18 protein-coding genes, 6 pseudogenes and 1 riboswitch are annotated in these 19471 nt (G+C 56.8%); of the genes and pseudogenes, 15 read left to right on the top strand and 9 right to left on the bottom strand.

Translation table 11 applies throughout. The features are described from left to right. Positions 1–59: 59 nt before the first annotated feature. A complete protein-coding gene (locus tag J5X93_RS28550) occupies positions 60–518 on the top strand; it encodes a methyl-accepting chemotaxis protein (RefSeq protein WP_255260238.1) in 459 nt (152 codons plus the stop codon). Between the two features lie 487 nt (positions 519–1005). Here the strand turns inward: J5X93_RS28550 and J5X93_RS28545 are convergent. The 4 genes and pseudogenes from J5X93_RS28545 to J5X93_RS12760 form a co-directional block, all read right to left on the bottom strand. Continuing rightward, positions 1006–1137 (bottom strand): annotated as a pseudogene (locus J5X93_RS28545) (hypothetical protein); the annotation flags it as partial. 64 nt (positions 1138–1201) lie between these two features. Next, a complete protein-coding gene (locus tag J5X93_RS12770; protein WP_004577578.1) occupies positions 1202–1681 on the bottom strand; it encodes a hypothetical protein in 480 nt (159 codons plus the stop codon). After that, the gene (locus tag J5X93_RS12765; protein ID WP_004577577.1) at positions 1662–2306 is read right to left on the bottom strand and encodes a DUF6036 family nucleotidyltransferase; all 645 of its coding nucleotides are present in this window, start codon (positions 2304–2306) and stop codon (positions 1662–1664) included. The genes J5X93_RS12770 and J5X93_RS12765 overlap by 20 nt, the downstream gene beginning before the upstream one ends. Positions 2307–2440: 134 nt before the next feature. Further along, positions 2441–3322 (bottom strand): DNA-binding protein, encoded by an 882-nt coding sequence (locus tag J5X93_RS12760; RefSeq protein ID WP_004577576.1) that lies wholly within the window; start codon positions 3320–3322, stop codon positions 2441–2443. 181 nt (positions 3323–3503) lie between these two features. Between J5X93_RS12760 and J5X93_RS12755 the strand changes: the two genes are divergently transcribed. Further along, positions 3504–4463: a site-specific integrase gene (locus J5X93_RS12755; RefSeq protein ID WP_004374696.1), complete on the top strand. Its 960-nt coding sequence runs from the start codon at positions 3504–3506 to the stop codon at positions 4461–4463. Between the two features lie 28 nt (positions 4464–4491). Here the strand turns inward: J5X93_RS12755 and J5X93_RS12750 are convergent, their stop codons facing one another. Beyond that, positions 4492–4779 carry a hypothetical protein gene (locus J5X93_RS12750; RefSeq protein ID WP_016487034.1) on the bottom strand — a complete coding sequence of 96 codons (288 nt, stop codon included), beginning with the start codon at positions 4777–4779 and terminating at the stop codon, positions 4492–4494. Positions 4780–5094: 315 nt separating this feature from the next. Here J5X93_RS12750 and J5X93_RS12745 point away from each other — a divergent pair, with 315 nt between their 5' ends. Next, positions 5095–5709, top strand: a complete 615-nt coding sequence (locus J5X93_RS12745; protein WP_103462445.1) for a DUF6088 family protein — start codon at positions 5095–5097, stop codon at positions 5707–5709. A 36-nt stretch (positions 5710–5745) separates the two neighbouring features. Here the strand turns inward: J5X93_RS12745 and J5X93_RS12740 are convergent, their stop codons facing one another. Together J5X93_RS12740 and J5X93_RS12735 are read right to left on the bottom strand one after the other, a co-directional pair. Continuing rightward, positions 5746–7122, bottom strand: a complete 1377-nt coding sequence (locus J5X93_RS12740) for a heavy metal sensor histidine kinase (RefSeq protein ID WP_181005135.1) — start codon at positions 7120–7122, stop codon at positions 5746–5748. Positions 7123–7124: 2 nt separating this feature from the next. Next, positions 7125–7802: a heavy metal response regulator transcription factor gene (locus J5X93_RS12735; protein WP_250033540.1), complete on the bottom strand. Its 678-nt coding sequence runs from the start codon at positions 7800–7802 to the stop codon at positions 7125–7127. 208 nt (positions 7803–8010) lie between these two features. On the opposite strand from J5X93_RS12735, the gene J5X93_RS12730 reads away from it, so the two are divergent. The 7 genes and pseudogenes from J5X93_RS12730 to J5X93_RS12700 form a co-directional block, all read left to right on the top strand. After that, the gene (locus tag J5X93_RS12730) at positions 8011–8370 is read left to right on the top strand and encodes a co-regulatory protein PtrA N-terminal domain-containing protein (RefSeq protein ID WP_103469653.1); all 360 of its coding nucleotides are present in this window, start codon (positions 8011–8013) and stop codon (positions 8368–8370) included. A gap of 167 nt (positions 8371–8537) precedes the next feature. After that, positions 8538–9095 (top strand): cupredoxin domain-containing protein, encoded by a 558-nt coding sequence (locus J5X93_RS12725; protein ID WP_024616818.1) that lies wholly within the window; start codon positions 8538–8540, stop codon positions 9093–9095. A gap of 147 nt (positions 9096–9242) precedes the next feature. Continuing rightward, positions 9243–9776 (top strand): cupredoxin domain-containing protein, encoded by a 534-nt coding sequence (locus tag J5X93_RS12720; RefSeq protein WP_003246762.1) that lies wholly within the window; start codon positions 9243–9245, stop codon positions 9774–9776. Between the two features lie 79 nt (positions 9777–9855). Beyond that, positions 9856–10104: a DUF2933 domain-containing protein gene (locus J5X93_RS12715; protein WP_003246761.1), complete on the top strand. Its 249-nt coding sequence runs from the start codon at positions 9856–9858 to the stop codon at positions 10102–10104. 5 nt (positions 10105–10109) lie between these two features. Further along, positions 10110–12470, top strand: a complete 2361-nt coding sequence (locus tag J5X93_RS12710) for a heavy metal translocating P-type ATPase (RefSeq protein WP_181005136.1) — start codon at positions 10110–10112, stop codon at positions 12468–12470. A gap of 173 nt (positions 12471–12643) precedes the next feature. Continuing rightward, entirely contained in the window at positions 12644–14371 is a 1728-nt protein-coding gene (locus J5X93_RS12705; RefSeq protein WP_003139541.1) for an ATP-dependent nuclease, read from the top strand. After that, positions 14361–14585 (top strand): annotated as a pseudogene (locus tag J5X93_RS12700) (UvrD-helicase domain-containing protein); the annotation flags it as partial. The gene J5X93_RS12705 and the pseudogene J5X93_RS12700, both read left to right, overlap by 11 nt. Before the next feature lie 128 nt (positions 14586–14713). On the opposite strand, the pseudogene J5X93_RS12690 reads toward J5X93_RS12700, so the two are convergent. Beyond that, positions 14714–15940 (bottom strand): annotated as a pseudogene (locus tag J5X93_RS12690) (DUF4158 domain-containing protein); the annotation flags it as partial. 141 nt (positions 15941–16081) lie between these two features. Here J5X93_RS12690 and J5X93_RS12685 point away from each other — a divergent pair. From J5X93_RS12685 to J5X93_RS12665, 5 genes and pseudogenes are all read left to right on the top strand, one after another. Beyond that, positions 16082–16258, top strand: a pseudogene (locus J5X93_RS12685) (Tn3 family transposase); the annotation flags it as partial. Between the two features lie 33 nt (positions 16259–16291). Then, positions 16292–16855: pseudogene (locus tag J5X93_RS12680) on the top strand (cointegrate resolution protein T); the annotation flags it as partial. A gap of 38 nt (positions 16856–16893) precedes the next feature. Continuing rightward, on the top strand, positions 16894–17538 hold the full coding sequence (locus tag J5X93_RS12675; RefSeq protein ID WP_250033538.1) for a DUF6036 family nucleotidyltransferase: 645 nt from the start codon (positions 16894–16896) through the stop codon (positions 17536–17538). Next, positions 17519–17998, top strand: a complete 480-nt coding sequence (locus tag J5X93_RS12670) for a hypothetical protein (protein ID WP_250033535.1) — start codon at positions 17519–17521, stop codon at positions 17996–17998. Before J5X93_RS12675 ends, J5X93_RS12670 begins: the two co-directional genes overlap by 20 nt. Before the next feature lie 198 nt (positions 17999–18196). After that, positions 18197–18793 (top strand): DUF6088 family protein, encoded by a 597-nt coding sequence (locus J5X93_RS12665; RefSeq protein ID WP_250033533.1) that lies wholly within the window; start codon positions 18197–18199, stop codon positions 18791–18793. A gap of 163 nt (positions 18794–18956) precedes the next feature. Here J5X93_RS12665 and J5X93_RS12660 read toward each other — a convergent pair. Continuing rightward, positions 18957–19118: pseudogene (locus tag J5X93_RS12660) on the bottom strand (ATP-binding cassette domain-containing protein); the annotation flags it as partial. A 108-nt stretch (positions 19119–19226) separates the two neighbouring features. Further along, positions 19227–19433: riboswitch (cobalamin riboswitch) on the bottom strand. Positions 19434–19471 lie beyond the last annotated feature (38 nt).

Below are 19471 nucleotides of genomic sequence, written 5' to 3'. Positions count from 1 at the left end.
AAGCCGCAGAGCTTTCCTTCACCACCGCCGAGGAGACATCTCAAATTTCCGTGCGGGGCATGGAGTCCCTTGCTAGTTCAATTGAATTATCTCAGAGCACACTTAATTTAATAAACGGTGCGGTTATTTTGATTACACAGCTAAATGCTCAGGCTAAAGATATCGAGAAAATTGTTACCACCATCCAAGGCGTGGCAGAACAAACTAACTTACTAGCACTTAACGCCGCAATTGAAGCTGCCCGAGCGGGTGAAATGGGCCGAGGATTTGCTGTAGTAGCCGACGAGGTTCGTCAGTTGGCAGCTCGAACTAGCAGTGCCACCGTGGAAATCCAGAATGTGGTAACTGCTAACGGAAAGCTTACTCAGCAACTGAATATAGATATGAACAGCATCGCTAGAAGCGCCGAAGAAAACAACGATCAGATCGCAACTGTAACAACTATTATGCGTGAAATCAGTGACGGTGCAGACCATGTTGCCCGTACCGTATCGACGTTGTTCAAAGACAATAGCTAGTGTCCAGTTTTAGGAAAAATCAGGATCGGAACTTCGAGCCGCAGCGCTACAGAGCCAGAAGCCCAAACTTGGTGACGGCCATCGTGCTGTGGAACACGGTGTACCTGGAGCGGGGGTCATGCCGAGATAAAGGAAAATTAGGACATACGCGCTGCAACTGATTGTATTTAAATATTTTTCTAGCGTCGCTGAGCTGCTCAGGGTGGGCTTTATAGGCTTTTATAGTCAATTATAGAAACGGCTCTGAACGCCTGATTGAGGTTATGCCGAGGCAAGGGGGAAATTCACTCATTTGTCCTGTAACTCATTGTTATTAATGAGTTTATTTCGACAAGAGGGCGTGCCGAGATAAGGCAAAAATTAGGGCATTCGCTCTGTAACTTGCCGCACTTAAACGAACAGATTGGAAATCCTGCTCAAGCGAAGGCGCGCTTAGCGTAATGGCTTCAGCCAGATACCGCTGAGGATCAGTTCGGCCTGCTGCGAATTAAGTAGGCCGATCTGGAGTTGGCAAAGGTACTGGGGTGTCGGTATCAAGGCTCTGAGCCCAAGTCTCGACCAATGCGTGATCGATCACCAAACCCTCGCTCACGTCGGCCAATGCCTCGCGTGTTAGATCAGCGAGTCGTTGGTCGTGATTTATTGAATTGGCCATTCCCCGTCCATTTTGCCGTGCTCTGCTGCTAGCTGACGGGCGTTGGCTCTGAATAGCCCGTCTTCACGCCCTGGGTGGCCGCGTAATGGCGGGTTTGGAAAGCCAGGACATCCTGCATCTGCTTGCTGACGTCCTCTTCAAGCCCCCATTCATAGGCCAGCTTGTCGAGTTGGTAGCGAGAGACAAGCTGGGTCGCACGCGGTGAGCGCTCTGCTGGTTTCAGGTTTGACCAACTGCTGACAAAGCCTTTTAGGCGCGCGGCTTTGTCCGTTGATACACAGGGAAAGCGACGCAGCAGGTCGACGAGATAGAGGGCACGCAGCTTCTGTTCAGGCTGGCGCAGCTTGCCTGCCACTTCACGCTGCAGTACTGGCACGAGGTCGCGCTCTTCGTACCACAACTGCTTGGCGAGCTCCACAAGAGCATCGGACGCAACTTGGCTAAGACGCTGCTGGGTGACAGTCTCCAGAAGCGTGCCAAAGCTTTGTTTACGATCCAGACGTGGCATCTCGCCCATCCTCCAGGTACTTCGCTGTGACCAGTTTCAGGCAGCCTAGCATTGCACTTCGGTTGCCCACGGCATAATCGATTGCCTCTGTTGCTAGTGTAACAAACTGGCCGACATCGACACGGCCACATTCGATGAGCTGTTCGATATCAGATTGATCGTTTTCCGTAAAGCGGCCGAGCTTGGAGATGGCCAGATCCACGCCGGCGGCAACGAAGATATGTAGCGGCTGCTCACCCTCGAAACCCTCCATGGGGATGGCGCGCTCGCGGTAATCCTCGTGCAGTGGCCCGAGGGCATTGGTGTAGTTCTGGTCCAGGTACACCTGCAAGTCGCGGCCGTCGCCGTCCTCATATCCCTCTGGCGGTGTGTAGACGGCCATGATCTCGTCCTTACGCAGCACACGGGCCGCCTCGATCTCCGCATCGATGTCCGCACTACCACGCGCATGGGTGAGCAGGTGCACCGCGCAGCCGCCGAAGACGAAGACCTTGAGTGAGCCTGGCGGATTGCCATCCAGTAGCGGCAAGGCCCGGGCGAACAGATTACCAATGGCCTGGCCCAGCGGCGTAGTCAGCCGGACAGGTTCCGCAGCCCCCTCATCGGCAGTCTCAAGTAGTGTCATCTCCACCTCCGCTCAGTGCATAGGCTCAGTGTGCCGGTTCATGTGCTACGTGCGCCATCGCTGTTCACAAGCGGCACCCCGAGTAGCTTTAGCTGTGTAGTGGCTTCGACCAAGCGCTCCTGCAGGCCCTGCGTCTACTGCACCTGAAGCGCGGATGCTTCGCTCAGCCGGGACACCTCCTCCTGCAATGTGCGACAACGCTGTTCAAGGGCTTCATTCGAGCGTTCGGAGCCGGCCAGCGTGCTCTGCAGAGCCTCCAGGGCCTGAGTTTTCTGCGCCACTAGCTGTTGCTGTGCATGTCGCTCTTTTTGCAACTGCCGCGCCTCGGTGAGCAAGCGTGCATTGTCGCGGTTCAGTTGCGTCAGTTCGTCCTGCTTGATTATCAAGGTCTGCTGCAGTTGCCGCAGTTCTAGTTGCAATTGTTGTATCTGCGACTCGTGTCGGCGTTGTTCCTGCTCACGCTGTTCCTTGCTGGCCTGCCGGTAGTGCTCCAGGGTGTCGCGCGCATGTCGGTGTTTTTCCTCCAGCGAGTGGATCTGTGCGTCGCGATCCTTGTGCCGCTCCTCCAGGTCGCGATTAGCCTGCTGTAGGCGGGCGTTCTCGATCTCGGCCTGCTGCAACTCGTGATGAGTGGTCTGAAGTCGTTCCGCGTCGAGCGCGGTCTGGCCTTCCAGTTGTTGGATGCGGTTTTCGGCCTGTCGAAACCGATGCTGGTAATCGAGCCGTTCGCGGGCCAGTTGTTCGCGCTCCTGGGCCACGGCGGCCTGCGCCTCCTCCTCTAGCTGATCTGCCAGTTGGCTGACCAGATTGGCCAACTGTTCGCTGAGCGGGATCAAGGCCGCATCCCGGCCGCGCTCGGCGTCTTCAAGCTCTTTCAGGTAGCGGTGAATGGTGGTCTTTGAACCGGTATTGCCCAGCTCGATGCGCACCGCATCAATACTGGGGTGGATATCGCGGGCGAGTAGAGAATTCCGGGCTTTCTGCACGATTGCTTTGTTGATGCCACCGCGGGCCATAAGTGGAACTCCTGACGATTTCGTTCTGTGGTATGTACTATGTAAATACATAGCATATTATCAAGAACTTCGTTTTTTTCCGCTCGTATTCTAGAATTGGATAATCATGAATTATCCAAGGTGATGCGGTGTTTTTGTCGTTTGGCAGTCGCTCACCGGTACACCAAGGGGATGCGCTCAGATGAGCCAGGAGATCGAGCGGTACCTGCAGGCCGGCACTCGTGCCAACACCCGGCGGAGCTATCAGCAGGCGCTTGAGCACTTCGAGGTGACGTGGGGTGGCTTTCTGCCGGCGACTAGCGATACAGTCGTGCGCTATCTGGTCGATCACGCCGCCACCCTGTCCAGCAATACCTTGAAGTTGCGCCTCGCGGCGTTGGCGCAGTGGCATGTCAGCCAAGGCTTCCCGGATCCGACCAAGACTCCGCTGGTCCGCCAGATCCTCAAGGGCATTCGTACTTTGCACCCACGCCAAGAGAAGCAGGCCGAACCTTTGCAGCTGCGCCAGCTCGAACAGTGCGTGTTGTGGCTGGAACAAGCTTTGGAGCAGGCCCGCGCGGAAGACGACTTGCCACGGCTACTGCGCTGTTGCCGCGATCGCGCTCTGATACTGATCGGCTTCTGGCGGGCCTTTCGCAGTGATGAGCTATGTCGCCTACAGGTCGAGCACATCCAGGTGCGGACCGGGGAGGGCATGCAACTGTTCCTGCCCTGGAGCAAAGGTGATCGGGACAACCAAGGCCAGACCTTCAACGCGCCGGCGCTGGCCAGGCTGTGCCCAGTACAAGCCTACGTCGACTGGATCAGTCTTGCGGGTATCGCACGCGGGCCGGTATTCCGTGGAATTGATCGCTGGGGGCACTTAGGTGAGCAGGGCTTGCACCCAAATAGCGTTGTCCCACTCATGCGCGCCGTACTGCAGGCAGCAGGGCTGCCTTCGGAGCTGTACAGTAGCCACTCGCTGCGCCGCGGGTTTGCCACCTGGGCCACCCGCAGCGGCTGGGATATCAAAGCGCTGATGCAGTACGTAGGCTGGAGCGATGGGCAATCCGCATTGCGCTATGTCGAGAGCACAGGAGTGTTCCCTGGGCAACTGAGTGCGCTACAACACATCTCAAACTGGCCCGAGGGACTGCCATAAGACCGCCTTCCGCGGCCCCGATCTGCACCTAGCTGCGCACTGGGAACACCAGCTCGTCATGTGCGGTGCAAATGAGTCGATGATCCAGCACATGGAAAATTGCAGGGTTCTTGGCATCCTGGGCACCCACAAAGAAGAGGTAACTGCGGGATGCCTGCTTGTCTTTTTTGGCTTTTATGTTCTCTTGCCGGGCTATTTCCAGCTCATTTTTCAGTCGCCCGCGGGCAGCTGCTGACCACTCGCTCCAAAGGACGACCACCTGGTAAGGCGTTAGTTTTTTCTCTTCCCATTCGCCCGCGTTGAGTGAAATGGTCAAGTGTTCATGCTACAAAGACGCGCTGAGGGAACGCTGGTCGAGGCAGTCCAGGTTGTACTGCCTGCGAGGCTGAATGGATCCAATGACTGGACGATGGAGAAGCTGACCGAGCTGATAAGGGTCTATGACCGGGACGAACGAGTCTTGGGCTACGACTTCAAAACGGCATCAGGCCAGACCTACTCGCACAGAGATTGCCTGTACTCACAGGACGGAGCCAAGCACCAGGTCTATTGTTCGATGATGTGTCCCGCATGAGATGGTCGCCACCTCTGGTGGTTCTTGGCAGGGCCACTCACGAGGTTTGACAGGACAATGAAGGCTCTTCCGGAGAAAATCCTGGACATCATTCAACAGCTTCCAGAAGGTGAGGTTCTGACACCTAGCAGATTCCTGCATCATGGTTCTCGCCATGCTGTGCAGCGAGGACTCTCTCGCCTGGTCGAAGGTGGAAAGCTGTTTCGCGTTGCTCGGGGCATTTATGTTGCCGCAGTCGAAACTCGGTTCGGCGTGCGCCCGCCGGCACCGGAGAAGGTTGTCCACTCGCTGGCTAATGCGCTGGGTGAAGTGCTGGTCGACCACGGGGCTCGTGCCGCGAATAAATTAGGGCTGGGCACACAGGTTCCAGTTCGCTATGTCTTTCTAACCGACGGACGCTCTAGGGAGCTTCAGGTAGGCAAGACCACCGTGTCGATTCGGTATGCGCCTCGATGGTTGATGGCTCTAGGCGCTACTGGAGCGGGGGAAGCCATTCGAGCATTGGATTGGATTGGCGAGGCAAGCGTGGGGTATGCCGTTTTCAAACTTCATAAACTACTACCCGAGAGCGAATGGGGTGATCTGGTGTCAGCTCACCGCTCGTTACCTATCTGGATGGCGAATGCAATCTGCGCTCAGTCGAGTTGCACCCACCCTGTCAAGTTGGGCTAGCGGTTTAGCTGTAGCCTACTTACCGCCAGATCGGCATCATCTGGAATGGGGCAATTCGATGTGAAAGCCCGTGAGGCCGGCGGCTGAGGTGCACCAGATGCGGCCTTTGTGAGCCTCAATGATGGATCGGGTGATGGCAAGTCCGAGCCCGGCGTTGCTCGGGCTTCCCTCCCGCCGAGCGGGGTCGACCCGGTAAAAGCGGTCGAAGAGCTTCTCTAAATGCTCTGAGCTAATTGTGTCCCCTGGGTTCTCGATGCTGAAGGTGGTGGAGTCCGCTGCCTGGCGGATCAGAACCGAAATTGTCTTTCCCGCCGGCGTGTAGCGCAGCGCATTGGACAACAAGTTGGATAGCGCACGATCAAGCATAAGCCGATCTCCCAGTACTTGGCCTGTGCCAATGAGCGATAGTCCAATTCCGTGCTCTTCGGCCAGTAGATGGTAGTAGTCAAACAGTTTGAAGACTACGTCAGCCAGTTCGATCCTGGCTTGCTCTGGGATGATTAAGCCATTATCAGCCTTGGCCAAGAACAGCATGTCATCAATCATTCGTGACATGCGCTTAAATTCTTCCAAGTTGGAGTAGAGATTCTCCTCGTAAGCGGTGATGTCGCGCTTATGGCTCAAGATCACCTCAGTATGGGTCATGAGGTTGCTAACGGGTGTTCGTAGTTCGTGTGCGATGTCCGCCGAGAAGTTGGAGAGTCGAATGAAGGCCTCTTCAAGTCGAGCCAGCATCGCGTTGAAGGACAGAACTAACTGCTGAAGTTCTTGCGGTACTGGTTCGAGAGGAATTCGCTCCTGCAATGATCGGGCGGACATCCCGGAGGCCACGCGAGTGACTTGCCGCAGAGGCTTGAGGCCGCTTCGAGCAACCACCCAGCCTAACGCGGCACTAACCAGAGCACTGATGATCAATCCAACCCAGAACCATCGCTGCAGCGTGTCGAAAAAGTGTGTGTGATTGGTGACGTCGAGAATCAGCAGGGCTGTAAGTGGTTCAGGTTGGTCGGCTACCGAAATTTGTGCCGTCATACCGCGGTACATGTGCTGTCCGTTCTGCCACTCCCACATGCTCTGCTCGTTAGCACGCCTGAAGCTTTCAGGAATCTCGACTGCTCTGGGATCGGAAAAGAGAACCGCGCCGTCGCTAGAAAGGATGGTTGCCGCCAGGTCCTGATGCGCTCCCAGCAAGGCTCGCAATTGCGGTAACTCTTCGGAAAGGCTTGCTCCGCCGCGGGCATTATTGAGGATATGCTTGGCTGATTCGAGCTTCTCAACCAGGGCCTGCCGATCCAGCATTCTGAAGTGGTGCTGACTGAGCATATTGAAACTCAGTCCTGCTACCGTCAGAACTGCAATTACCGCAGACATGAACATCAGACTCATGCGTGCTGTCAGCGAAAGGTGCTTCATATTCACTCCGGCGCATCCATCATGTACCCCATGCCGCGGGCGGTATGGATCAGCTTGAGATCGAAATCATCATCGATCTTTGCGCGTAGCCGGCGTACAGCAACCTCGATGACGCTGGTGTCGCTGTCGAAGTTCATGTCCCAAACCTGAGAGGCAATCAGGGGTTTCGGGAGGACCTCGCCGCGCCGGCGCAGTAACAATTCCAGGAGGGAAAACTCCTTGGCCGTCAGGTCAATTCTTTTCCCGCCACGGATCGCACGCCGCTTCATCAGGTCGACTTCCAGATCAGCAATTCTCATAGTGGTCTGCGTAGGAGAGCCATTACCTCTGCGCAACAGCGTTCTGACCCTGGCCAGAAGCTCTGAGAAAGCAAATGGCTTGATCAGGTAGTCGTCCGCGCCAAGCTCCAGACCTTTAACGCGGTCTTCCACACCATCGCGTGCGGTCAAGAACAGCACAGGGACATCTTTTCCTGCCGCTCGCACCATGCGCAGCACTTCCCACCCGTCCAATCCAGGCATCATCACATCCAGGATCAGAAGGTCATAGGACTTGCTCAGAGCATGCTGAAGGGCATCTGTACCTGTCATGACCCGGTCGACATTGAATCCGGCCTCGGTAAGACCTTGCTGTAGGTACGCACCGGTTTTGGGTTCATCTTCAGCTACAAGTAGTTTCATGCGAGCAGATTCCAAAAGTCGGGTGGCCTGAGTTTGCAGGCAAACGGCACCACCAACCAGAAGCTTACGAAAATGTAATCCTGGCTTCAGGTCACTGACAGGGGGCTTTGTCTAGGGTGCAAGCATGAGCACTGGGTTGTGCTCACGGCTCTCGTTAAGACCCAAAGCAGAGTGCCGATTACAGCTTTCCCTGATGGAGACTGCCCCTATGAATTCGTTGAAACCTTTACTTCTGGTTGGTTCGCTGCTGCTTTCTTCTATGGTCTGGGCCGAAGGGGGGGGTGATCGTACCTTTGAGCGCATGCAGCAGATGCGCGACAAAGCGGAAGCCGTGCTGATCCAGGCAGAGAAGGCCCCAGTCGGCGAGCGGCATGTGCATATGAAGGAGCACATGAACATGCTCGAAGACCTCATGAGTCAGCTGCACAATGAACATCCTGCTCCAGGCATGTCTGCCGAAGATCATTTGGCCTGGATGGAAAAACACGACAAGTTAGTAGACGACGTGCTGGGTCAAATGATTCGCGAGCACAAGCTGATGATGGCCGACAAAGAGTGCCATAAGTAAGAGTTTCCCCCATCTTCCAGGCCTTCCGTGATTGCTCCTTTGGCCTAGCGGCGCCTCAATGGCGCCGTGCTTTTTTCCAGCTGACGCAATTGTAGTTTTGGGGTCAGCGGCCTGGCAGGAAGCGGGGAATAGCATGAGATTTCCAGCCTACCTAGCGAGGTCTCACCATGAAACGCATCCCTCTTAAGCTGCTGATCAGCACACTGTTCATCAGCACCACTTTTCCGGCATTTGCCGAGACCAGCGACAGTAGCAATGGCATTGGGCAGCAGGCCCAGGCGACGCCAGCGACTCGTACCATCTTGGTAAAGATGGACGACATCAACTACAGCCAGAAAACGATCGATGTGAAGCCAGGTGAAACCGTGCGCTTCGTTCTGAAGAACGAGGGCGCGTTGATGCACGAGTTCAACATCGGGCAGGCAGCGTCCCAGCTGGAGCACCAGCGCAAGATGGCGTCCTTGTTCAAGGACGGCACACTGACCCCGACCGGCATGGCCGAGCGCATTGTCTGGCATGAGCGTTATGGCACGGGAGACTCCAACCCTCCAGGCTATCCGGAAGTCATCAAAGCCAAGCATGACGACCCGAACGCGGTTCTCGTCGAGCCCGGCACAACCAAAGAGTTCGTGTGGACCTTCCCTAAGGCGGGCAGTTTGAGCTTCGCCTGTACATTGCCTGGGCATTACCAGGCGGGGATGGTCGGTGAGTTTGCTCTGCGTTAGTCCGGCATCGGTGCTACCCGTTGGCAGCGGGCTGGGTAGCACCGATCTGACGAACCTTACTGCGATGTAGTTTTCACGTCAGCGTACCGCCAGCTGCACCTCATTAGCATCGGGACTCATCCCTCCTCAACACCTCAGAGGCACACCATGAAACTCAGACCCGCTTTCATAATCACCACCCTTGGCTTGCTGCTCAGTGCTGCCAATGCGCTGGCCAGCCCGGGCCACAAGAAAGACAGTATTGGGCAACCGGGAGACGGTCAGGCAGTAGATCGCACCATCGAAGTCCGGATGGGGGACATCTTCTTCGAACCCAAAGCAATGGAGATCAAAGCAGGCGAGACAGTTCGCTTCGTCCTGAAAAATGACGGTGCACTGCTACACGAATTCAATCTTGGCAAAGCGGCATCTCATGCCGCGCACCAGAAAGAGATGGCCGCGATGTTTCAGAACGGCACGCTGTCCCCTACAGGTGCACATGACATGAGCAATATGGGCCATGCCATGGGCGGCATGAAGATGGTCGGTATGGAACACGATGACCCCAACAGTGTTCTTGTCGAACCTGGAGCACGCGAAGAGTTGATCTGGACCTTCTCCGCCGCCACCGAACTGGAGTTCGCCTGCAATATTCCAGGACATTATCAGTCGGGAATGGTCGGTAAGGTGACCGTACGCTGACGTTTATTGATACTCGCCAACTCCGTCCAGTCTGAGACACCTATACTGATCCGGCCGCCATTGAAACGAGGCTATTGTCGTGGACCATACCCATCACACCAGTACCACTGAGCCGCCTTTTTGGAAGAGCAAGATTGGCATTGCGCTGATCATGCTGGCCGTAATCGGCATCTTCTATGTAGCGCGTGAGCATTACGGTCATCTTTCGCAGGCCCTGCCGTACCTCATCCTGCTGCTATGCCCGCTGATGCATCTGTTTGGCCACAATCACGGCGGGCACTCCCACTCCAGCAGCACCGCTGTTTCCAAGGACGAAGAAAGGACATAGATCGCATGCAAAAGACCTCCTGCCATCATGACCAGGATCATTCACATAACTCGCACGCCCACTCCGAGAGCCAGCGCGACCCGGTGTGTGGCATGGAGGTGAAATCTGATAGCCCATACCGCGAGAGCGTTGAAGGGAAGACCTATCGCTTCTGCAGTGCCAAATGCCTGCAGAAGTTTCAAATTGATCCCCACTCGTACATGGGCCACTCGTCTCATGAAGCACATCAGCATACGAGTCACCCTACGATATCGGCACCAGAAGGAGCCGCATATACCTGTCCGATGCATCCAGAGATTCGCCAACCGACCCCTGGCAACTGCCCGATCTGTGGCATGACGCTGGAGCCTGTCATCCCGGAGCTGGAAGAGGAGGAAAACCCGGAGCTGAAGGACTTCTCTCGGCGATTCTGGTGGACCCTACCGCTGACCGTCATCGTGACCGTGCTGGCGATGGCTGGCCATTCCTTGCAACTGTTTCATGGCACGACCCAGAACTGGGTCGAGCTGGCTCTGGCGACGCCCGTGACGCTATGGGGTGGCTGGGTGTTCTTCGCCCGCGGCATTGACTCCATCCGGCACCGCAGCCCCAACATGTGGACCCTGATCGGTTTGGGAACGGCCGCTGCCTACCTCTACAGCGTGGCCGCTACCTTGGTTCCGCAGTGGTTTCCGGCGGCTTTTGCCCAGGACGGACGTATCGGCGTCTATTTTGAAGCAGCCGCGGTGATTATCTCACTCACGCTGTTGGGCCAAATGCTCGAACTCAAGGCCCGCTCGCAGACGTCCGCAGCTATCAAATCGCTGCTGGGACTGGCACCAAAGACAGCGCGGCGCATCATGCCCGATGGAGTAGAAGAGGACATTCCTCTAACCCATGTCCATCAGGGCGATCATCTGCGTGTCCGGCCAGGCGAGAAGGTTCCTGTAGATGGCACTGTGCTGGAGGGTGAGAGCGCAGTCGACGAATCGATGCTTACTGGAGAACCGTTACCCGTGACCAAACGGGCAGGGGATGCCCTTATCGGTGCCACCCTAAACACCCACGGCAGCCTAGTTATGGAGGCGCAGAAAGTCGGTGCCGAAACCATGCTGTCGCAGATCGTGCTGATGGTGGCCAAGGCCCAGCGCTCTAAGGCACCCATGCAGCGTATGGCCGATGCCGTTGCGGGGTATTTCGTGGTCGGGGTGATCCTGATCGCGATTCTGACCTTCTTCGGCTGGGGGCTGTTCGGGCCGGAATCTGGCTGGGTATTTGGCCTGATCAATGCGGTGGCGGTGCTGATCATTGCGTGTCCCTGCGCCCTGGGTCTGGCAACCCCGATGTCCGTCATGGTTGCGACTGGCAAGGCCGCTAGCAGCGGTGTGTTGTTCCGCGATGCCAGCGCCATCGAAAATCTATGCAAGATCGACACGCTCATCGTCGACAAGACCGGAACCCTGACTGAGGGGTGCCCCGTATTCCATAGTGCGGAAGGGACAGGCGGTTACGACTCCAATGAAGTGCTGCGCCTGGCTGCCAGTCTCGACCAGGGTAGTGAGCACCCGCTGGCTCATGCCATCGTCGATCATGCGCGGGGTCAAGGCATTGCACTGGTCAAGCCGGACACTTTCGAGTCGGGCTCGGGTATTGGCGTGCGCGGTCAGGTCGATGGCCATCAGCTGCAGCTCGGCAACACCGCACTGATGGACGAGGCGGGCGTCGATATTACCCCGCTGCGCAATCGCGCCGAGCAACTGCGTCTGGAAGGCATCAGCATCATCTATTTGGCCGTTGATGGTCGCCTGGCGGGACTCCTGGCCGTTTCCGATCCGATCAAGCCTACTTCTCAACAGGCTGTCTCCAAGCTTCAAAGCGAAGACGTAAAGGTCATCATGGCCACTGGTGATGGCCTCACCACAGCAAGAGCCGTGGCGAAGCTGCTCGGAATCGAGGAAGTGCATGGTGAGGTCAAACCGCAGGATAAGGAGAAACTGGTCGCCGATTTGCAGGGCTATGGCCGTCGTGTCGCCATGGCGGGTGACGGCATCAACGATGCGCCCGCCCTGGCCAGGTCTGACGTAGGTATCGCCATGGGCACCGGTACCGATGTGGCGATGAACAGCGCCCAAGTGACGCTGGTCAAGGGAGATCTGATGGGCATCCTGCGAGCGCGCACCCTGTCAGTGGCAACCGTGAAAAACATGAGGCAGAACCTCGCCTTTGCGTTCCTCTACAACGCGATGGGAATCCCGCTAGCAGCGGGGCTGCTGTACCCGCTGACGGGGCATCTTCTGTCGCCCTTGATTGCTGCGCTGGCGATGAGTGTCAGCTCGGCGTCGGTGGTCTTCAATGCTCTGAGGTTGAAATCAACGGACATCGGATAGGCTTCCATACCACCGACCAGGTGATTATTCAGAAGCGCATCTGACCGGAAAATGCCGTACGGTAGTTTCCGGTCCGACCTATCTGTCGCAACACATAGTGACGAGGTGACGTTCGATGGACTGTTGCCGCTGCGGGTAGGAGACTGGTCGTCGTTAACCCATGAGGACTCTCCGTGGCCCGCATTCGCAGACTGATTATCAGCAACTTCCGATCTATCCAGGCGCTCGACTGGGTGCCGGCCCCAGGAATTAACTGCCTCATAGGTCCTGGCGATAGTGGAAAGTCCAGCATTCTAGATGCGATTGACCTTTGCGTCGGTGCCCGCCGGGGCGGCACGTTCGGCGACATGGACTTCTTCGCTCTGAACGTCGAAACACCCATCACCATCAGTGTGACGCTTGGCGATTTGCCGGTATCGCTGATGGATATCGATGTTTACGGCGAGTTCTTGCGTGGATTCAATCCAGGAACGGGAGAAGTCGAAGACGAACCGCGAGCGGGGCTGGAGACCGTTATCACCTTGCTTCTGCAAGTTGGTGCCGATTTGGAACCTACCTGGACACTTTTTTCTGAGCGTGCGGAGCAGCAGCAACTCGAACGCACTCTTCCCTGGAAGGAACGAGCGGCACTAGCACCCGCCCGTATCGGCAGCTTTGCGAGTTCGAACTTGTCGTGGAGTCGTGGCTCAGTGCTCAATCGACTTACTGACGAGCGTGCAGAGCTAGGTGCCGAACTTGCGCGCGCCGCGAGGCAAGCAAGAGCGAACTTTGGCAATCAAGCCGTCGGACATCTAACTCAGACGCTTGAGGTGGTGCAACGCACGGCTCAGCATCTTGGGGTTTCGGTTGGAGCGATGCCACAAGCACTCCTTGACGCACATTCTGTGTCGATTGGCGAGGGTGCGATCGCGCTGCACAGCGACACAGGCATTCCCCTTCGCTCCCTTGGCACGGGCTCGTCGCGATTGCTAGTGGCAGGGTTGCAAAGAGCTGCAGCTAGCGCCGCGCCAATTGCTCTTGTCGATGAGGTGGAATATGGGCTTGAACCTCATCGGCTCATGCGATTCCTGGACTCCCTGGGCGCAAAGGACGCTGCCGCTCCGCTGCAGGTCTTCATGACGACTCACTCACCGGTCGCGCTGCGCGAATTGTCCGGCAGCCAGTTATTCGTTGTTCGGTCTGGGCCTCAACGCCACAGCGTTATGGCGGCAGGGGAGGCCAACGAAGTACAAAGTACCCTTCGGAAGGACCCAGAGGCATTCCTCGCCAAATCCATTATCGTTTGCGAGGGTGCCAGCGAGGTTGGCTTCGCGCGTGGCCTTGACCAATGGTGGGGCAGCCTTGGCGCTACCTCATTCCTGGCTCATGGTGGCGCTTATGTGGACGCCGGCGGGGGAAGTCCCGATAACAGTCTTATCCGCGGAACGGCACTTCAGAACCTAGGCTATCGCGTGATGGTTTTTGTAGACGCCGACAAACCTTCGACCGCAGGGCTACCTGAAGCATTCTTGGCCGCAGGCGGACAAATTCTGACATGGCGACCAGGTCTCACTCTGGAGGACGAGATCTTCCGCCATCTCAGTGACCAAGCACTCGATGCACTTCTGGCGAAAGCCGAAACAATAGTGGGTGCAGAGCTGATGAATGCGCACATCCAGACGAAGTCCCAAGGACGTATGACACTACATGACATCAAAGCTGAAAGACTTATTCAGGGCTACTTGCCCGCGACGCGAGAGCTTTTGGGAGCTGCATCTCGTATCCGCAACAGCGGGTGGTTCAAGTCGTTGACAACCTATCAGGAGGTTGCAAGGGACATCGTCGGCCCGTCTCTACAGAACGCCGACCAGGGCTTCATGGCAGTCACGAATCAGCTCTGGACGTTTACAAGTGCCCCTTGAGATCGATCTTTTCGCTATCGAGCGTGGCTCCATAACAGCCCCCGCAGGTTGTGGAAAAACGCAATTGATTGCCGAGACGCTCATCGCGCATAGGCAGAGCAAACCCATACTCGTACTAACGCACACGAACGCAGGCGTTGCGGCCTTACGGGCACGCCTGAGACGAGCCGGCGTTCCTAACTCCGCATATCGAGTCTCCACCATTGATGGATTTGGCCCGTGACCGTGGGCTTGAGTTCTCATTCATGGGCGTGCGTATGCCGCTGCCGGTCGACATCGATGTCAACAAGGTGCCCTACGACACCCTGATGTTGATGATCCGCTCCCAGGTTGGGTACCGCGCCGAACCAGCGACCTATCCTGAGTCGTGGGCTCCAGTTGGAGAAGGTGGCTGAGACGGAACAACAGCGAGCGATGGGACCTGAAATGCTTCCAGATCAACGGCAGGTAGTTATTACCGCCGGTAGCCTGGACTTCGGCACAGGTTTCGCGCAACCGTTCCAGGTTGCCGTCGGGGGAGAGGTATTCCCGAATCAGGCTGCCTGCCTCTTGGTCATCCGGTTCATGAACCAAAATCTGCACCACACCGTCCAGGGTGGCCGCCAGTTGCTCCAGTTTCTGACGTTGCCGTGCTTGGATGTGCTCCAGTTCTTCCTTGGCGCGTTTGTGAATCGTAGAGATTCGCCGGATGAACATCTCGGCTAGGTGATCGCGAGTCCGTACGCGCATCCGATATATCAGGGCAAGCATCAGCGTGTAACGCTTCGGCAGCGAACAGTCCTTAAGCTCGGCGACGTCCGACGCCGCAGCTTGGGCAGCGAAGTGGCGGATTTTGGTATCGACGATTCCATCAAAAATGACATCTAGATTCCCAAAGCTCTCGAGCCAAGCCATGTGATCTATCAGCACATCCAAGTGTTTGCGGGATGGTTTCTTGGGTGCCTGTTTGAGGGCGTTGAAGTCACTTTGGCGTCGCCCGAAATCCGTTTCGAGCAGTTCTTTCAGTTTGTAGACCGCCTCAATTGGCGCCCTGGTCACAACGAGATTGAATAGCCGCTCCTGCATTGCAACTAAGGCATCCTCAGCAGCGTCATTGAGGGTGGAATAGGCTGGGAGTTCGTAGCTGCGCTGCAGCAACTCGCCGATCAGCACATTGATGATATCCGCCCGCTGGTCGAGTACCTCGGCAGATTCGTGCGCAAGGTGGAGAGCTATGGTGAGCGCTTCACTACCATAGAAAGCCTTGATCTGGAGGTACTCACGAATGGCCGCCTGATGCCTATAAAAAGTACGCGGGTTGGTGTAGCGGGAAGTGATACGAGGGCCAAAACCGAGGGTATTCCTGATGTGATCAGTAATTTCTGGAGGTATCTCGTCTAGGGGAGGAAAGTAATGGAGCTCTTGGAATACCTTGAGCTGGACTGCCAGCCCAAGGGAAAGGGCAGGGCTACGAGCTGCCCTGGAAATCCAGTCAAGCTCTCCTGCGGAAAGCGAATAGTTGCGGTGTAAATCCTTAGCACTGAGGGTAGTTGCTAGTCGTGGATATGCCGTTCTCTCCAAAGCCGCCATCGCTCAGCCCCCATGTAAATAGATCAGCATAGACGCTTACGAGCATGAGGCAGGCGAGACAAACAGACCAAATAGAATTCTTTTTATATCAATACGATAGGACCCCTATGTCCTAATTTTCCTTTATCTCGGCATGACCCCGAGCGTGCCACCCAGGGGCTGGTCGAAGCCGGCAAACCGGTGGACGGTGAGCTGCTGCAATACCTGTCGCCGTTGGGCTGGGAGCACATCAACCTGACCGGCGATTACGTCTGGCGGCTGAGCCGCAGGCTGGAAGACGGGAAGTTTCGGCCCCTACGGATGCCCGGAAAACCTTAGCGTACGATTTTTTCCTAATTCTGCGGGCACCCCGAAAATGCCCGCTTGCTGCAGGCCAACCGCGACCTGGAGGAGCGCCTGCGGGACCGCGATGGGCAGATTCGCTCGCTAGAGGAAAAGCATCAGCACGCACGCGACGCCTTGGCGCACTACCGCCAGGCCAGCAAGGAGCAGCGTGAGCAGGAACAACGTCGACACGAGTCGCAGGTACAGCAGCTGCAACTGGAACTGCGGCAACTGCAGCAGACCTTGATAATGAAGCAGGACGAACTGACCCAATTGAACCGCGACAATGCACGCCTGCTCGCCGAGGCGCGGCAACTGCAAAAAGAGCAACATGCGCAGCAACAGCTAGTGGCGCAGAAGATCCAGGCCTTGGAAGCCGCCCAGAGCGCGTTGATCGGCGCCGAGCGCGCGAATGAAGCCCTGGAACAGCGTTGTTGCACATTGCAGGAGGAGGTATCCCGGCTGGGCGAAGCCTCTGTGATCCAGGCGCAGCAAGCGCAGGGCCTACAGGAGCGCCTGATCGAAGCCATTGCACAGTTGAACCTACTCGGGACGCCCGTTGCGAACAGCGATGGCGCACGTAGCACCTGAACCGGCACACTGAGTCCATGCGCTGAGTGGAGGTGAAGATGACACGACTTGAGACTGCCGATGAGGGCACGCGTGGACCTGTCCGTTTGACTACGCCGCTGGGCCAGGCCATTGGTAATTTGTTCGCCCGGGCCTTGCCGTTACTGGAGGGCAACCCACCAGGCTCGCTCAAGGTTTTCGTCTTCGGCGGCTGCGCGGTGCACCTGCTCACCCATGCGCGTGGTAGTGCGGACATCGATGCGGAGATCGAGGCGGCCCGCGTGCTGCGTAAGGATGAGATCATGGCTGTCTACACACCACCAGAAGGCTATGAGGACAACTACGGCCGCGACTTGCAGGTGTATCTGGATCAGAACTACACCAATACTCTCGGGCCGCTGCACGAGGACTATCGCGAGCGCGCCATTCCCATGGAGGGTTTCGAGGGTGAGCAGCCGCTGCATATCTTCATTGCCGCCGGCGTGGATCTGGCAATATCCAAGCTCGGCCGCTTTACGGAAAACGATCAATCTGATATCGAACAGCTCATCGAATACGGCCGTGTCAATGTCGGCCAGTTTGTTACACTGGCAACAGAGGCTATCGATTATGCCGTGGGCAACCGAAGCGCAATGCTAGGCTGCCTGAAACTGGTCACAGCGAAGTACTTGGAGGATGGGCGAGATGCCACGTCTGGATCGTAAACAAAGCTTTGGCGCGCTCCTGGAGACTGTCACCCAGCAGCGCCTCAGCCAAGTTGCGTCCGATGCTCTCGTGGAGCTCGCCAAGCAGTTGTGGTACGAAGAGCGCGACCTCGTGCCGGTACTGCAGCGTGAAGTGGCGGGCAAGCTGCGCAAGCCTGAACAGAAGCTGCGTGCCCTCTATTTGGTCGACCTACTGCGTCGATTTCCCTGTGTATCAACGGACAAAGCCGCGCGCCTAAAAGGCTTTGTCAGCAGCTGGTCGAGCCTGAAGCCGGCTGAACGCTCGCCTCGTGCAACCCAGTTGGTCTCTCGCTACAAGCTCGACAAGCTGGCCTATGAGTGGGGGCTGGAGGAAGACGTCAGCAAGCAGATGCAGGATGTCCTGGCTTTCCAGACCCGCCATTATGCCGCTACGCAGGGCGTGAAGACGGGCTATTCAGAGCCCGCGCCTGTCGGCTAGCTGGCAGCGCTTTATAGGTCTTTATAGTCGATTATAGAATCTATTCCGGCTGCCGATTGCCGCAACCTGGTCAAGGTTGTAATCCGACTTTTCCGAACACCAGGGAACTGCTCCTATACCTGTACGAGGCCGCTCTTCGTTTGATCAGTATCAGGATTGTTGCTAGGTTTTCTGACATATTTCAAAAACTAGCCATCCATGAAATCCCTTCCCGCGGCAATCATCGAACACAGCAGGCTTCTCCCTGAAGGAGGCATTCTTGCACCAAACGAATTCCTTCATTTGGCTAGCCGCGCTGCCGTGGACCAAGCATTCTCTCGATTAGCCAAAGGCGGGGAGTTGATGCGAATTTCACGTGGCCTCTATGTGGTGCCGGTCACCGGGCGCTTCGGCAAACGTGCGCCGGCGACGGAGAAAGTCATCAGTGCGATAGCTTCGAAAAGTCATCAGGTAATCGCGTTAAGCGGTGCCCGCGCAGCGAACCTTCTAGGGCTGACGCAACAGGTGTCGATTAGGGAAGTATTTGTCACCGACGGACGACCAAGAACCCTGCAGCTAGGCAAGGCTCAGGTGAGAATCGAACATGCGCCACAGTGGCAAGTCGCCCTCGGAGCGACCATTGCTGGCGACGCTATACGTGCGCTTGCCTGGTTGGGCAAACCCCACGCCAAAGAGGCCGTCGCGAAGCTGCGCACGTGCCTGTCGAGTAGCGATTGGCAGGTATTGAAATCGCATAGATCCAACCTTCCTCCATGGATGGCTGAAGCGATTGAGCACGAAGCAGCTTTTGCTTGAGCAAGGCTTGTAATCTATTCGTTCAAATCCAGTAGGTTAGAGAACGAATGCCCTGATTTTCCCTTATCTCGGCATGATCCAGTTGCGCTCTGATAAAACTCTATAGAAAACATATAGATAGGAGAGAAGTGAGTGAATTTTCACTTTATCTCGGCATGACCCCATAGGCGCAGCGCAACAGGCTGGTCTTGCCGCTGCCATTAGGGCCGATCAGGCCGACGAATTCACCGGGGTGGACTTGCAGGTCGATGTCGTCGAGCAGGCGTTGACCGCCGGGCGAGGGAGCCCAGTGCACGCTTTCCAGACGTAGGGTAGGGGATGACATGCAGACCAACCGTACCGGGGGTGAATGAAGCCCGACTGGAGACGGCGCGCAAGGAAATCGCGGACAGTGGCCTGTCCAAGACGGCCCGCGCCCGCCCACCGCGGGTGTTGCCAACAGAGGTGACAGGCCGGTCTCCGGGCTTGCGAGGGGCTTGAGGCATTCACCTTCCCATGCCGGCGGCACAGTGGTGTATCGAATGCATCGCTCGCTTACCGTTGCGGGGGCAGCGCCGGACTGATCGCGCAAGGCGAGGCACCGGCTTCCCGTTTAATCCCCGGCACGGCGGCAGGGGACACCTGAAACTGGGGCGCATCTGAGCATTAATGGACGGGTCAGTCAACCGAACAGGGCGT

The organism is Pseudomonas sp. BYT-1 (genome assembly GCF_023611805.1).
Taxonomy (GTDB): Bacteria; Pseudomonadota; Gammaproteobacteria; order Pseudomonadales; family Pseudomonadaceae; genus Aquipseudomonas; species Aquipseudomonas guariconensis.
Note: the sequence above shows the minus strand (reverse complement) of the source record. Positions and strands in the feature narration are given on the sequence as shown.